The 13,705-nt window shown below is 46.0% G+C and carries 15 protein-coding genes; 5 read left to right on the forward strand and 10 right to left on the reverse strand.

The features are described 5' to 3' along the window. Window position 1: 1 nt before the first annotated feature. Together SY83_RS20475 and SY83_RS20480 are read right to left on the reverse strand one after the other, a co-directional pair. Complete coding sequence (locus SY83_RS20475) at window positions 2–763, reverse strand: pseudouridine synthase (RefSeq protein WP_068609925.1); 762 nt, start codon at window positions 761–763, stop codon at window positions 2–4. After that, on the reverse strand, window positions 763–2,343 hold the full coding sequence (locus SY83_RS20480) for an RsmB/NOP family class I SAM-dependent RNA methyltransferase (protein ID WP_068609927.1): 1,581 nt from the start codon (window positions 2,341–2,343) through the stop codon (window positions 763–765). Before SY83_RS20480 ends, SY83_RS20475 begins: the two co-directional genes overlap by 1 nt. A 138-nt stretch (window positions 2,344–2,481) precedes the next feature. Here SY83_RS20480 and SY83_RS20485 point away from each other — a divergent pair, with 138 nt between their 5' ends. Both SY83_RS20485 and SY83_RS20490 read left to right on the forward strand, forming a co-directional pair. Beyond that, a complete protein-coding gene (locus SY83_RS20485; protein ID WP_068609929.1) occupies window positions 2,482–2,970 on the forward strand; it encodes a thioredoxin family protein in 489 nt (162 codons plus the stop codon). Between the two features lie 3 nt (window positions 2,971–2,973). Further along, the gene (locus SY83_RS20490; RefSeq protein ID WP_082882661.1) at window positions 2,974–3,450 is read left to right on the forward strand and encodes a PCYCGC motif-containing (lipo)protein; all 477 of its coding nucleotides are present in this window, start codon (window positions 2,974–2,976) and stop codon (window positions 3,448–3,450) included. 50 nt (window positions 3,451–3,500) lie between these two features. Here SY83_RS20490 and SY83_RS20495 read toward each other — a convergent pair whose 3' ends face one another. The 3 genes from SY83_RS20495 to SY83_RS20505 form a co-directional block, all read right to left on the reverse strand. Next, a complete protein-coding gene (locus tag SY83_RS20495) occupies window positions 3,501–3,824 on the reverse strand; it encodes a DUF309 domain-containing protein (protein ID WP_407944601.1) in 324 nt (107 codons plus the stop codon). An 80-nt stretch (window positions 3,825–3,904) separates the two neighbouring features. Further along, window positions 3,905–4,702, reverse strand: a complete 798-nt coding sequence (locus tag SY83_RS20500) for a GTP diphosphokinase (protein ID WP_068611245.1) — start codon at window positions 4,700–4,702, stop codon at window positions 3,905–3,907. Between the two features lie 24 nt (window positions 4,703–4,726). After that, entirely contained in the window at window positions 4,727–5,821 is a 1,095-nt protein-coding gene (locus SY83_RS20505) for a quinone-dependent dihydroorotate dehydrogenase (protein ID WP_068609934.1), read from the reverse strand. A gap of 163 nt (window positions 5,822–5,984) precedes the next feature. Here SY83_RS20505 and SY83_RS23395 point away from each other — a divergent pair, with 163 nt between their 5' ends. Further along, window positions 5,985–6,125 carry a hypothetical protein gene (locus SY83_RS23395; protein WP_197479911.1) on the forward strand — a complete coding sequence of 47 codons (141 nt, stop codon included), beginning with the start codon at window positions 5,985–5,987 and terminating at the stop codon, window positions 6,123–6,125. A 102-nt stretch (window positions 6,126–6,227) separates the two neighbouring features. Here the strand turns inward: SY83_RS23395 and SY83_RS20515 are convergent, their stop codons facing one another. Both SY83_RS20515 and SY83_RS20520 read right to left on the reverse strand, forming a co-directional pair. Then, window positions 6,228–6,470: a ferredoxin gene (locus SY83_RS20515; protein ID WP_068609938.1), complete on the reverse strand. Its 243-nt coding sequence runs from the start codon at window positions 6,468–6,470 to the stop codon at window positions 6,228–6,230. Window positions 6,471–6,615: 145 nt separating this feature from the next. Next, the gene (locus SY83_RS20520; RefSeq protein ID WP_068609940.1) at window positions 6,616–7,914 is read right to left on the reverse strand and encodes a DNA polymerase IV; all 1,299 of its coding nucleotides are present in this window, start codon (window positions 7,912–7,914) and stop codon (window positions 6,616–6,618) included. 191 nt (window positions 7,915–8,105) lie between these two features. Between SY83_RS20520 and cimA the strand changes: the two genes are divergently transcribed. Next, entirely contained in the window at window positions 8,106–9,722 is a 1,617-nt protein-coding gene (gene cimA / locus SY83_RS20525) for a citramalate synthase (RefSeq protein WP_068609942.1), read from the forward strand. Window positions 9,723–9,819: 97 nt separating this feature from the next. Here the strand turns inward: cimA and SY83_RS20530 are convergent, their stop codons facing one another. Further along, window positions 9,820–10,359, reverse strand: coding sequence for a TlpA family protein disulfide reductase (locus SY83_RS20530; protein WP_068609944.1), 540 nt, complete (start codon window positions 10,357–10,359; stop codon window positions 9,820–9,822). Window positions 10,360–10,506: 147 nt separating this feature from the next. Between SY83_RS20530 and SY83_RS20535 the strand changes: the two genes are divergently transcribed. Then, on the forward strand, window positions 10,507–11,844 hold the full coding sequence (locus SY83_RS20535; RefSeq protein ID WP_068609946.1) for an MFS transporter: 1,338 nt from the start codon (window positions 10,507–10,509) through the stop codon (window positions 11,842–11,844). Here SY83_RS20535 and SY83_RS20540 read toward each other — a convergent pair. Both SY83_RS20540 and SY83_RS20545 read right to left on the reverse strand, forming a co-directional pair. Further along, window positions 11,841–12,575 carry an exonuclease domain-containing protein gene (locus tag SY83_RS20540; protein ID WP_068609948.1) on the reverse strand — a complete coding sequence of 245 codons (735 nt, stop codon included), beginning with the start codon at window positions 12,573–12,575 and terminating at the stop codon, window positions 11,841–11,843. The genes SY83_RS20535 and SY83_RS20540 overlap by 4 nt on opposite strands. Before the next feature lie 2 nt (window positions 12,576–12,577). Beyond that, window positions 12,578–13,669 carry a DUF294 nucleotidyltransferase-like domain-containing protein gene (locus SY83_RS20545; protein WP_068609950.1) on the reverse strand — a complete coding sequence of 364 codons (1,092 nt, stop codon included), beginning with the start codon at window positions 13,667–13,669 and terminating at the stop codon, window positions 12,578–12,580. Between the last annotated feature and the right edge of the window lie 36 nt (window positions 13,670–13,705).

Consider the following 13,705-nt stretch of genomic DNA (forward strand, 5'->3'; position numbering starts at 1 on the left):
GTTAATCCTGTTCCGATTCTCCGTTTAATTTCCCTTGTAACGCCTCTAACTCTTCGGCTGTTAGTTCTCTGTATGCGCCGAGCGTCAAATGTTCGTCGAGCTTCAGAGAGCCCATGGAAATCCTCTTCAGATAAACAACCTCTTTACCCACAGCCTGAAACATTCGCTTAACCTGATGAAATTTACCTTCCATGATCGTCAATTCAATTTCTGAGCATGGACTGCTTCTTTCTAGATCAACGGATAGTACACGCAGCCTTGCACCCATAGTAACGTACCCGTCATCCAAGGTCACGCCGCGGGAGAACGCGTGAACATCTTCTCCGCCTACATGCCCCTCCACTTTCGCATAGTATGTTTTGGGAACATGCTTCTTGGGAGATAACAGATTATGTGATAGCTTCCCGTCATTGGTCAGCAACAATAATCCCTCTGTATCCTTATCCAATCTGCCCACAGGAAAAGGCTCATAATGTCGCTCACCTTCCGATAGCAGATCAATGACCGTTCGGTCCCGTTTATCCTCGGTCGCGGAAATAACGCCCTGAGGCTTATTCATCATCAGGTAGATGAACGGTTTATATATGATGTCTTGTTCATTGACTTTAAGCTGATCTACATCCGTATTAATTTTCATGCCTGGATCTTTGGCGGCATGCCCGTTGACCGTAAGCGCGCCTTGTTTGGCCAGTCTGCGTATCTCACTGCGGGAACCAACGCCCATATGAGCCAATATTTTATCTAATCTTTCCGGTTTGGCCATTACGTGATCCTCCATCCTGCAGGGTATTCGTTTTTTAAGTGTCCGTCGATCCATTTGCCCCATCCCATAGGATACCCGTCTACACACACCAGTGTATATCCCTTGGCCTCAGAGCTGTTGTTCGCAGGCCGTTCCTCCCGCGGGTTCTCCCGCACAATCACAGCCTCCAAGGGCACCGAAACGGTCTCGCCTTTTAAATAACGAATACAGTTATTTTCTTCCGCGGTCATATAGATGTTACGGGATACATCCGAGACTTTCAAGCCCAATGCAAGGGGGTGGGACGGTTCAAACCGTTCTTTCTTAAGTGTGCCGATAAACCATCCCGGTCTGGCTACTTTCAAACCGTTCAACTCCGGAACGCCAAGAGGACTCAAGTAGATGTGATGACCATACTTCATAAACTTGCCATTTAAGGAACATGTCAAAAGATTATTCAGCATAAAAGTTACCGTTTCCAGCTCACTAGAGGAAAGTGCCGTTTCCATCCCTGTGTTGGGTTTAGACCTGGCTCCCTGTTTGGAATTGCGGTCATGGTTGTTCCTCTTCAATTCTTTCGACATTCTGTGGCTGACGGTCTCCTCATCAACATGATCTGCATCCATTGGCGTATGTACCCTGTCGATTCCAACGTTGTCGTTACCGTTATGCTCCAAGATCGCAAAGAAATGTCCTTCTCCTTGAAATAAATGCGGCCATATTCTTCCCGTGTGTCGGGTGGTATCCATACTCTTCTGCGTTAGTTCCCCTTCTGGATTTGGAATCCATTCCGGACGTCCGGGTGCAAGCCCGAGACTCACCGGGACCGGCACAATGGCGAAGTCCATGTGATTGTCCAGAAACTCCGCAATCATTTCTTCATTTTCTTCGGGGGAGAATGTGCAGGTGGAATACACAATGCGCCCTCCCGGAGCCAGTAGCGCTGCCGCGTGTGACAGAATATCTCTTTGCATCAACACACAGCGTTCCACAGAATGCTTCGCCCATTGCCCCGCCATTTCTTCATCTTTGCGAAACATACCTTCTCCGGAACACGGTGCATCAATCAGAATTTTGTCAAAATAATGCGGGAATGCAGCCACGATCCGATCCGGCAGCTCATTCAGAATAACGGCGTTCCGCACACCGAACAATTCAAGGTTCTTGGCGAGCACTTTAACACGTTCCCCCGCATTATCATTAGCGACAATCAGCCCCTCCCCTTTCAATGCGGCCGAGATCTGTGTGGATTTCCCGCCGGGCGCCGCGCAAAGGTCAAGCACCTTCTCTCCCGGCTTCACCTCAAGCAGTTCCACGGGCACCATGGCGCTGGGCTCCTGAATATAATAAAGACCCGCATGATAATAGGGATGTTTTCCGGGTCGATCTCCTTCGCTGTAGTAATAACCATCCTTCACCCACGGGATCGGACGCAATACGAACGGACTGATATTTAGAAAATCTTCAGGCTCAGCTTTCAATGAATTCACCCGGAGTCCGTAGTAACGGGGATCTTCATAAGACGCGAGAAATGCAGGAAATTCAGGGCCGAGCAACTTGTTCATTTTGTCCAAAAAAGCTTGCGGCAAATTGGCCGTCATAGGTCCACACTTCTTTCCGACTGTCTTCCTTTGTTCACAGTTTCCCATGGAATCTTCTTAGAATTATAGTCACAAGATGCAAGATAGGACAAGGATGTAGTATAATTTAATTCATAAAAACAACCACAGGGGTGAATTATGAAGAAACTTGGTATCTTTATTGGCATTATTGTTGCACTTTTTGTGTTACTTTATTTTCTAAACACATCTACGAACAATAATGTATACGGCAAATCCGAAAGTTCATTAAATCCGGCAACACGCGCGCAACTGAAAGATCCTGATTATCAGAACATTATTAAACCTGAAGATCTCGATTCCAAAATCAAAAGCGGCGAAGGCGTTTATGTATACTTCTTCTCCTCCACTTGCCCTCATTGCAAGCGTACAACACCGGTATTGAACCCGATTATTAAGGAAGTCGGTGTAGATGTAGAGCAGTTTAATCTGCTTGAGTTTGAAGAAGGTTGGCTGAAGTATAATATTGAAGGAACGCCGACACTTATTTACTTTAAGGACGGCAAAGAAGTGGACCGTCTCGCGGACGGAATCCGTGAACAAGGAGCCACGACGGGTAATACGGTTGAGGACTTCCGCAATTTCTTAACCAAACATAAAGGGGCGTAACCGATGAGAGTTCGTAACCGCAACCTGTTCTGGTTCATGTTATTCCTGTTCATTGTATTCTGCGGTGTGGTTACTGCTTGCGGTTCCTCCGATCAAGCCGCGAATTCAGGCGGACATTCCGGCCACAATGAAAACGAGGGATTTGAAGTGACCTCTTCCGCAGATGTCATGCCGTCATTCCTCAAGACATACACACCGCGTACCGGGCAACTCTACGCGAGAGTGAATGAGTATGAGGAGCTGCTGAAAACTCTTAACTGTTATTGCGGTTGTATGGATTACGCCGAAAATCGTCACGACTCGTTATACCGCTGCTTTATTATGGGTAAGGAGAACGGACGAGTGACTTGGACGGACCACGGTACGCAATGCGGTGTATGTCTGAATGAATTGAAAGATGCTACGGACATGGCTTCCAAAGGCAAATCCAACGAAGAAATCCGCAAGGCGATTGACGCAGCATATAAAGGTTCGATCTAATACAACAGTAATAGAAATCGCCCCCGACTACGCAGTCGGGGGCGATTTCTTTATTCAGACGCAGCTAACTTTAACATCTGTACCTGACGTTCAAGCTCTGAATCTATGATCAGGACCTGAATGGGATAGAACGAAAAAGGTGCCTCATCATATTGCTTAAGCTTCCTTAGATAGTTACCGCTTTCTACACGCAACAATTCTAGGTTAATGCCCAAGCAAGAATGCGGATATGCAGACAACTTTTCTAAACCGGCCTCCATTAACTTTACGGCCCCGCCCAGGTTATCGCCCTGAAAGTGATATAACCCTACCGCAATTTGCAGAAGCCCTTGATACAGAGGGCTTCGGCCTTCTTCCAGCCACAGTTCCTCCATGACCTCATGACATTCATAATAATCTCGTTTTTCATTAAAATAGTAGAGAAACTGTATATACAGCCGGTCGAAAACAGGCACTATTGTCCGCCTTTTTTGGCCCGTTGAATGGAAATCTGAATTTCTTTGTGTAGATCTTTAATTTCATATAAATTATTTTCTTCCCAAGCCTCATTAAAGCGCATTTGATATTGAGCTGCTTCGCGTACACGGTAGAAGAAATATAACTCCTGGATTCCATTCAGTACCTTGTGCACTAGGACCGAGCTGTCTTCAAAGCTTTTCTGCGCCTCCACGATATCTTCCCGGATGTTAGACATTTCTTTATCGAGAATGAAGGCCGCCTGGGCCGCGTTACGAAGCCGGTTCCGCACCTCTTCCGGCAGCGCCTCTTTATATTTATAATTCAGAGAATGTTCAATCGTTGCCCAGAAATTCATCGCCAGGGTACGAATTTGAATTTCGGCTAACACTTTCTTCAAACCGATGGCCGTCTGCACGGGATATTCCACGATGATATGAAATGAGCGGTAACCACTGTCTTTATAGTTGGTAATGTAATCTTTCTCATATAATACTACAAGGTCCTGCCGTTGCCTTAACAACTCTGCCACACGGTGTATATCTTCCACAAACTGGCACATAATTCGAATGCCGGCAATATCTTCAACCGACTCAATTTTCTCCATCGGAATGGATAACCGTTTAGCTTTTTCCAAAATACTTGAGATTTTCTTGACCCGGCCTGTAACAAATTCAATGGGCGCGTACTCGTCCCGAGACCTAAGTTCAGAACGTAAAATCTTGAACTTCACTTTCAATTCTTCTACAGCTTGCTCATAAGGAAGCAGGAATTTTCCCCAATCTCTTGCATCCAACGGCCTCGCCTCCGTGTTCATAGGCTACGCATCCTTTCCAATCGCTTGGGAAATATGGGTAAATCCGTCGCGTTTCAATAGCTCACGCAAACCGGAATGAATCTCTTTAACAATATGGGGTCCGTGATAAATCAACGCGGAATACAGTTCAATCATAGACGCGCCTGCCTTAACTTTGTCATAGGCATCTTGCGCTGTAAATATACCTCCGGAGCCGATAATAGGGATCGCGCCCTTCGTTTGCCGGTATATGCTTCTGACTGTTTCCGTGGATTTCATGAACAACGGCCTGCCGCTAAGGCCACCGGTTTCTCTGGCATTCGCATTCCTGAGCCCTTCTCGGCTTAAAGTCGTATTCGAAGCTATGATTCCTGAAACACCGCTCTGAACTATGGTTTCTGTGATTCCTTCCAGTTCTTCTGCCGTCAAATCAGGAGCAATTTTCACGAGTACAGGTTTACCCGCTCCGCCCGCGCTTGCTTGCTGCTGTGAAAGCTCGTCATTCACAGCCAGTAACAGCTTTCTCAAATCTTCCCCATGCTGCAAACTACGCAAACCAGGCGTATTCGGTGAAGAAATGTTGACAACGAAAAAATCACCATGTGAATACAGCGTCCGGATACATTTACGGTAATCGGATTCCGCCTCTTCGTTTGGGGTGTTTTTATTTTTGCCGATATTGACTGCAACCGGGATCGTCCGTTTGTTTAGTTGAGACAATTGATGAGCCATAGCTTTGGCACCCTTATTGTTAAAACCCATCCGATTAATTAAACCCAAATCTTCGGGTAATCGAAACAGGCGGGGCAAATCATTTCCTTCTTGTGAAAGCGGCGTGACCGTTCCCACCTCAACAAAACCGAATCCGATGGATGAAAACCCTGGAACGGCCTCTCCGTTCTTATCCAGTCCAGCGGCAAGGCCGATCATGTTCGGAAAGTGCAAACCCCACAACTCCATGGCGAGATCAGGCGTTTCTTGTACACTGTAAAGCCCGGAAAGAAGGGACAGAGCGCCAGGAACACGAGCTGCTCTGCGCATGCCGTCGATCGTTAGGTGATGGGCTTTTTCCGGATCCATTTTGAAAAAAATCGGTTTAACAACGTTTCTGTATAACATGTTCAACTCTCCACTCGACAATTTAGGCTCTAACGAACAGTTTATCGTTTTCAAGGTCAAAATGGAAGTGGACACTCGTCAATTCTTCACTGGATTTATCATTATAAAGCGGTTACAATTATACTTACAGACTATTCATTTCGTAGGAAAAGGGGCATATCATATGGCTAAGAGAATACCGCCCGTTATGCAACATCAACGTAAAGCCAAGGAAGAAGTCAATAAGAAGGCCTTGATTTGGAGCGCGGCTTCTTTGAGTATGGTCGTTGTGCTTGTTGCTATACTGCTCATTCTTGACAAATAATGTGCGTTATAACCAAAGCCCCGACATCTTGGTGCTGGGGTATTGTCTTTCTATTAAAAAAGAGCTTTGCTCCAAGAGCAAAGCTTCTTCTTTATTTCGAAATTAACCTTCTTTATTGAAAGCAGTTTCGGCGATCTTAATGGAATCTGTCGGACAGCCGTCAGCCGCGTCCTGTAAATCATCGAACAAATCTTCCGGGATTTCGGTATTTCCGTGGTTTGCGTCCGCGTTGTAAATAACTTCGGCCAAACCTTCATCGTCGTAATCGTAAATATCAGGTGCAGTCGCTCCGCATGCGCCGCATGCGATACATGTTTCTTTCTCAACCCAAGTATACTTAGCCATGATAACTAACCTCCATAATATAAGCTTCGAATAATAAACACTCTATCTACAATATAATACAAATCTATTGAAAGTTCAAACGATAACTGTTCTCAGGGCACCACCCCAGCGCTGCTTAACCTATTATGACCAACCCTTAACTAACCTACTCTCCTTGTTCTTCGTCTTGTCCCGATCTTAAATGATCCATCTGCAGCGAAGTCCCCCGAACCCGATGGTTGCGAATAAGCGCGGAAGGGTCATCGCTAAGCATACCCGCGGTTAATACCGCGCTCTCCCCGAATTTATCCCTTAGTTTATCCAACGTTTGATTCAGGATCTCTTTCTTAGGGCTTTCTACGTAATCAAATAAATCCAGCTGAATTGCCGATTCCGTCTTAGCGATTAAATTCTGCAATGTAATGCCAAGCAGCCGGATCGGTTTTCGATCTTTCCAATGCTTCGCGTAAAGTTTGCAAGCTTCCTTATATATCATATCGGCGTCTTCGGTAGGTGTTTCTAAAGTGGATGAACGCGTAATCGTATGCATATCTGGATTACGAATGGTGATTTGGATGGTTTGCGTAACAAGTTGCTGTTTACGAAGACGGCGAGCTGTTTGATCCGCCAGATTGAGGAACACACGATGCACATCTGCACTTTCCGTTACATTGGCGGGTAATGTGGTCGTATGCCCTATAGATTTACTTTGTTCCCGATCCGGATTAACAACCCCGTCGTCAAGTCCGTTGGCCGCGCGCTTGAGCCAATGTCCCAATACCCCAAATTCACGGCTCAACAAGGCCTCATCCGCTTTAGCCAAATCACCCAAATTATGAATCCGCAATTTATTTAACTTTTCTCCCGTTTTGGCGCCGATTCCGAACAAATGAGAACAAGGTTTATCCCATAACACGTACGGTACATCCCGTATGCGCAACACCGTTATTCCATTCGGCTTCTTCATATCCGACGCCATCTTGGCCAGTAATTTATTCGGTGCGATTCCTATGGAACAAGGCAAGCCGAGTTCTTGCATAATTCTGTCCTGTATTTTCTGCGCAATTTCCACCGGATTACCGAATTGCCTGGATCCGGAAATGTCGACATAGCATTCATCAATGGAAGTCGCCTCCAGCATGGGTGAATAGTTATATATAATTTTCATGAATGCTTTAGAAAAATGTCTGTACAGATGAAAGTCCGGCTGCAACAATATCAAATCGGGACATAACTTTAACGCCTTACCTACCTGCATACCTGTCGAAATCCCTCTTCTTCGGGCCGCATAGGAAGAGGTTACGATAATGCCTTTACGCAATTCCACACTCCCCGCAACCGCCAGCGGCTTACCTTGATAGCGATCAGGTTCCACCGCTTCATGAACCGAGCAATAGAAAGCGTTCATATCCACGTGAAGAATGACTCTGCCCTTTGCAGAATAATAATCATGAACTGGTTTCATAGAAAGATCTCCGTTATTTATTGTAATGAGGCCTTGAATTCATTGTGTATCTAACACTTTAAGGATACGTTTCCAGATGTGTGTGGTCAAGAAACATGCGCTCTCTTTTCAAAAAAGTTGTCTACAACGCTTTAAATCGGTGCTATAATAATGAATCATATTGGACTGCTTGAACGAGGAGGACGAATTGGATGGCAACACAGATCTCCATTTTTGATACGACATTAAGAGATGGCACGCAAAGTGAAGGCATTAGCTTATCCGCGGAAGATAAACTAAAAATCGCTGTAAAACTAGACCGGCTGGGTGTTCATTATATTGAGGGCGGAATCCCGGGAAGCAATACGAAGGATATTGAGTTCTTCCAACGCGTTAAGCAGTTGAATCTGCAGTCCAAGATAACCGCGTTCGGCTTTACCAGACGTAAAGATTCGGTGACAGAGCATGATTCTAACCTGAAGCGGATTGTCGAATCCGGAGCGTCGGCTGCAGCATTAGTCGGCAAGTCTTGGGACTTTCATGTGCATACGGCACTACAGACTTCATTAGAAGAGAACTTGGCGATGATTTCAGATTCCATTCGTTACGTAAAGCAACACGGCATGGAAGCGATCTTTGACGGAGAGCATTTCTTTGACGGTTACAAGAGTAATCCTGAGTATGCCCTTTCCGTCCTGCAGAGAACTGCTGAAGCCGGCGCGGATTGGATTGTGCTTTGCGACACGAACGGCGGAACCTTACCTCATGAAATTCATGAAATCGTTAGCCGGGTTGTTTCACAGATTCGAACGCCCATTGGCATTCATACGCATAATGATTGCGAGTTGGCCGTGGCGAACACACTGGCGGGCGTACAAGCCGGAGCCCGCCAGGTGCAAGGGACCATTAACGGATATGGAGAACGTTGCGGCAATGCCAACTTATGTTCCATCATTCCAAATCTGCAAATTAAGCAGACCTATGAATGTATCAGCAGTGAACAGTTGAGCCAATTGACCAATGTAGCCCGATACATCAGCGAAATTGCAAACGTGCACATGCCGGTTTTTCAACCTTACGTAGGGAATGCCGCGTTTGCGCATAAAGGCGGAATTCATGTTTCCGCTATCATGAAAGATGCGAAGACCTATGAACATATTCGTCCTGAATCTGTAGGTAACAAGCAGCGTGTGCTTGTCTCCGAACTTGCAGGACAAAGCAATGTGCTGCTGAAAGCCCAAGAGTTGGGATTGAATATGGACAATAATAACGAGAAGACCAAGGAAATGATTGAGCGCATCAAGAATCTTGAGCATCAAGGCTATCAATTTGAAGGCGCGGATGCCTCATTGGAACTTTTGTTACGTGACGCATTTGGAGAACTGGAAGAAATCTTCACTCTGGAGTCCTTCAAATTATTCGTTGAGAAAACAGCGGACCAAGCCGTAGTATCCGAAGCTTTCGTGAAAATTCGGGTTGGTGATGAGAAAATCTATACCGCGGCAGAGGGAAACGGACCAGTCAACGCACTGGACAACGCCCTGCGTAAAGCATTGGTACAGTACTATCCCAACATTATGAAGATGCATCTTGCTGATTACAAGGTCAGGGTCATTGATGAAAAGGATGCTACCGCGGCAAAGGTTCGGGTACTCATTGAATCATCGGACATTGATGCGTCCTGGAGCACCGTAGGGGTTTCTCCCAATCTAATTGAAGCGAGTTGGGAAGCGCTAGTTGACAGCATTCGCTATTCGTTACTTGGTGAAATCAAGCAACAGATTGCACAAGAGCCCGCTTCGGGGCGTCTGGGGATTGTAAATCACTAAACGACAGGAACGTCCACAGCTTAAATTGTCGCAATATTCAATGAAAGAGCCGCTCCGAATGATTAGGGAGCGGCTTCTTTATTTGGGCATACATCAACTATTTCATCCAGCGTTTCGTCAATCGCTCCAGTTCATCGGGTTCCACCGCGCCATAGAACACCTCGCGGATCACTCCCTCTTGATCGACCAAGTAACTCGTGGGGAACGCCATGATCCCATACAAATCAGACACGTCACCTTGTATATCCAGGAATGAAGGAAACGTGAATTTATAGGTTTGAACAAATGATTTGGCGTCCGCCGCCTTATCATTTTTTGTGCTGTTCACAGCGTAAATGTCGATTATATCTTGATGCTGATCATAGAACGATTGTAGTGCCGGGGCTTCCTCCTTACAAGGCTCGCACCACGATGCCCAAAAGTTAAGAAGCAGCATCTTATCGCGTTTACCCCCCACATGGAAAGTCTCACCCTTTAAATCTACAAGATTAAAATCTGGCGCAATATAATTTTTCTTTGGGGCTTGTTCGTAAGTCACGGCGGATTCCGCTTTAACCGAAGTGTATTGGTACAAGGCAATGGCCAGAACAATCAGGGCTGCGCTCACAATAATTGCATTGCTCCATTTTGTATTCATTCGTGAAACCACCTTATCTTTATTTTCCCCCTTATTATAACCTTGACTAGCTCTATATTCCAAATTGGCATCTTTTCCCCTTACGTATGACGTATTCGCCAAAGGGTACATTAAAGCTACTAATGTTTGACGAAGGAGTCATGTTCTATGGAGAAAACAAAACGAAACAAGCTTCTCGACATTACCTTCGATAATCCGAATGACATCACATTCGACAGTGAAGTGGAGGCGCATGCAGAAAATCAAGAAGATGAGAAATCCGGAAAATCCGCATCGAGCGGTAAGAATACCGGAAAAGGAGTTCTCCTGCAATTCTTCGCCATTGCCACGATTCCGTTAGTGATGGTGTTGGGAAACTCCATGCTTGTACCTATTTTGCCTCAATTGGAAAGAGAGTTAGGTGTCAGCCAGTTTCAAAGCTCCTTGGTTATCACCCTGTTCTCCGTTACGGCCGGACTGTTCATCCCCATCGCGGGTTATATGTCGGATCGATTTTCACGAAAAGCCATCATCATCCCTTCTTTAATTGTTTATGGCGCGGCAGGTGTGTTAGCGGGCTTCGGCGCTGTGTGGAACTCCTACACCATCCTCATTATCGCAAGAGCTATTCAAGGTTTGGGGGCGGCGGGAACGGCACCTATTGCTATGGCTCTTGTAGGCGACTTGTACAGCGGGGGCACAGAAAGTAAGGCGTTGGGATTAACAGAAGCCTCCAATGGGACGGGGAAAGTACTCAGTCCAATCTTAGGGTCCTTGTTGGCCTTGATCGTCTGGTATGCGGCTTTCTTCGCTTTTCCGTTATTCTGTGTAATATCTCTGCTTTGCGTGATGTTCCTGATTAAAGAGCCTAAGAAAGACAAGAAACCCCCGACACTTAAGGAATACCTCCATCAAATCGGGGCCATCTTCCATAAACACGGCAAATGGCTCATTCCGGCTTTCTTTGCAGGTTCATTAGCTTTGTTTATTCTGTTTGGTGTTCTGTTTTATTTATCCGATATTCTCGAAAAAGAACCTTACACGATCGACGGTGTTCTCAAAGGGGTTATATTAGCGATTCCATTGTTGGGGCTTGTTGCCACATCTTATACCACGGGGAGCAAAATCAAGAAAAACGGTGTGTTAATGCGTAGGTTGATGCTGATTGGGTTGGTTATGATGAGTGTCTCTTTGTTGTTAACCATCTTCTTTATGCGCAACATCTATGTGTTCATCGGTCTGCTAACGCTTAGCAGTGTGGGTACAGGACTGTTGGTGCCTTGTCTGAATACAATGATTACGGGCTGTGTCAAAAAAGCGCAGCGAGGCATGATTACGTCCCTGTATAGCTCATTACGGTTCTTGGGTGTAGCCGCCGGACCGCCGTTATTCGGGTGGATGATGGAAAAGTCCGAGAAGTGGATCTTCATATCCGTATCTATTCTGTCCTCCTTCACGTTGGCATTGGTCTTCTTCTTGATCAAGCCGGACAAAAAAGTAAGTTAATGCCTGCTTAAGTACGCATACAAGTCGCCTAAAGTCACCACTTGTCTGGTTTCAATGATCTCCATAAAGCATGCCCATAGCTTGGCCGTCATCAAGGAATCTTCTAAAGCGTGATGACGCGTTGTCACAGGAATGTTATAACACTCCAGTAATTCATCCAACCCGTAAGAGGGGCGCTTGGGATCGATCCACTTGGCAATCATCATCGTATCCAGCAATCGATGGGTTAAATACACTTTGGAAGTCTTCCACAAGGCTGCGTTCAGAAACTGTTTATCATGGCCGCTGGCATGAGCTACCAGCATTTTCTTGTCGATAAACTCCATAAAGTTATGTAACACCGTCAACAGATCAGGTGCGTTCTCAACCATGTCATTGGTGATACCTGTCAGGAGTTCAATATGTTCGGGGATTTGCCTTGTAGGTTTAACGATGCTGTAGAATGTTTCGTTTTCTTGAATCTGATGACCTTTCACAACCACTCCGCCGAATGAAATTATTTCATCCCCGTTATTGGGGTAGAACCCGGTAGTTTCCAGATCGAACACTACAATTTCAAGCTCCTTCAATGGCATGTCAAAGAGCGTATTCTTTCGTTGTTCTTTCATCATGGAACGAATAAAGGCCATTTGTTGAGCATTTCGCGGATCGAACATGGAGGTGATGGCCGGCGCGATTCCGCCCATTTTGTAAAGATTCCATAGCCGTCCCGTCCGTTTCTCATCACTCATGTCTACACACCTCTTCCTGTTGGATAGGCCAGCGCCGCTTTCTGTACCGCCTTCTGCAGTTCTTTGCCTTCCCTGAGGCTCAGCTTCAATCGGTCCTGAAGCTCTTTACTAAGATTTCTGATTTTAAGCTTACCGCTGGATGTATACAACCCTTCCTCTTCTTTGTGCGCGGCTAAGGCACGAAGTTCGAGAATGAGTGAGAATGCGTCGGTCCAACGTTCACATAGTTGTTCAGGAACGGCCTTGTTCGCTTTTAAAGAGGATAATCGCTTAAGTGTAGACGTATCCGTTACTCTGTGACATAGAGACAGCAATCTTACGCCGTTCACAAAAGGGATATAAGCTCCATACTTAATATCAACGGAGCCGGCATCTTCACCGTACTGCTCTTTAATAAAGCTGCCAAACAGGTTAAGCAGCATCTTGTGTCTCAGCGTATTGCTTAACATGGCCGGAATGATGGCAGGATACGTTTCTGTTTGCTCCATGTAATATCGCTTCAATTCGGTGACAAGAATTTCAGAACCATAAACGCTGCGGGCATCCGCAACGATAAGTAAATGGCGTATTTGCTCCCAGGTCCCCTCTGTGATCCAAACATGAATTAGTGCCTTCCACTCGTCTTTGGACTTGCGCCAAGCCTTATTGGATGCGCTAACTTCGCCTTCACATGGCGGATAACCTAATGCCTGTAGTGATTCAACAACCTGGAATGATAATTTCTCAAAATAGTGTTCCGTTTCACTCCGGAATTCGGGCTGAGGTTCTTCATAGATGAGCCCGTTATCCTGATCGCTCCAAAGCGTTTGTTCACCTCGGCCTCCGCTGCCGAATAGCATGAATGCGTAAGAAACAGGAGGAGGACCCATCCCCTCGTCGGCTAGTGCTTTCTCCGACAATTCAATGGTCCTCCCGATGATGGCGTCGTGTAACTTGTTAATGAACAAGCCCCGCGCATAGCTTACGTCTTTCCCCGCTATAAGGGAGCCTTGCCCGTAGTGTGCATGAACCCATTCGCGTACCTTCCGCAGTTCATCGATATGTTCACACTGTTCAATTTCCTGCAGTTGTACCGCTTCCGTCCGCTCTTCCACGGGAAGCCCCCCTATATTTAGGTCTCTGTCTCTATA

The sequence above is a fragment of the Paenibacillus swuensis genome, assembly GCF_001644605.1.
GTDB classification, from domain to species: domain Bacteria; phylum Bacillota; class Bacilli; order Paenibacillales; family DY6; genus Paenibacillus_N; species Paenibacillus_N swuensis.

Excerpts from the sequence above, each read along its gene's own strand:
- SY83_RS20490 (WP_082882661.1), top strand. The coding sequence starts at position 2,974 with ATGAGAGTTCGTAACCGCAACCTGTTCTGGTTCATGTTATTCCTGTTC.
- SY83_RS20485 (WP_068609929.1), top strand. The coding sequence starts at position 2,482 with ATGAAGAAACTTGGTATCTTTATTGGCATTATTGTTGCACTTTTTGTG.
- cimA (WP_068609942.1), top strand. The coding sequence starts at position 8,106 with ATGGCAACACAGATCTCCATTTTTGATACGACATTAAGAGATGGCACG.
- SY83_RS23395 (WP_197479911.1), top strand. The coding sequence starts at position 5,985 with ATGGCTAAGAGAATACCGCCCGTTATGCAACATCAACGTAAAGCCAAG.
- SY83_RS20480 (WP_068609927.1), bottom strand. The coding sequence starts at position 2,343 with ATGACGGCCAATTTGCCGCAAGCTTTTTTGGACAAAATGAACAAGTTG.
- SY83_RS20540 (WP_068609948.1), bottom strand. The coding sequence starts at position 12,575 with ATGAGTGATGAGAAACGGACGGGACGGCTATGGAATCTTTACAAAATG.
- SY83_RS20530 (WP_068609944.1), bottom strand. The coding sequence starts at position 10,359 with ATGAATACAAAATGGAGCAATGCAATTATTGTGAGCGCAGCCCTGATT.
- SY83_RS20495 (WP_407944601.1), bottom strand. The coding sequence starts at position 3,824 with ATGGAGGAACTGTGGCTGGAAGAAGGCCGAAGCCCTCTGTATCAAGGG.
- SY83_RS20475 (WP_068609925.1), bottom strand. The coding sequence starts at position 763 with ATGGCCAAACCGGAAAGATTAGATAAAATATTGGCTCATATGGGCGTT.
- SY83_RS20520 (WP_068609940.1), bottom strand. The coding sequence starts at position 7,914 with ATGAAACCAGTTCATGATTATTATTCTGCAAAGGGCAGAGTCATTCTT.
- SY83_RS20515 (WP_068609938.1), bottom strand. The coding sequence starts at position 6,470 with ATGGCTAAGTATACTTGGGTTGAGAAAGAAACATGTATCGCATGCGGC.
- SY83_RS20535 (WP_068609946.1), top strand. The coding sequence starts at position 10,507 with ATGGAGAAAACAAAACGAAACAAGCTTCTCGACATTACCTTCGATAAT.
- SY83_RS20505 (WP_068609934.1), bottom strand. The coding sequence starts at position 5,821 with ATGTTATACAGAAACGTTGTTAAACCGATTTTTTTCAAAATGGATCCG.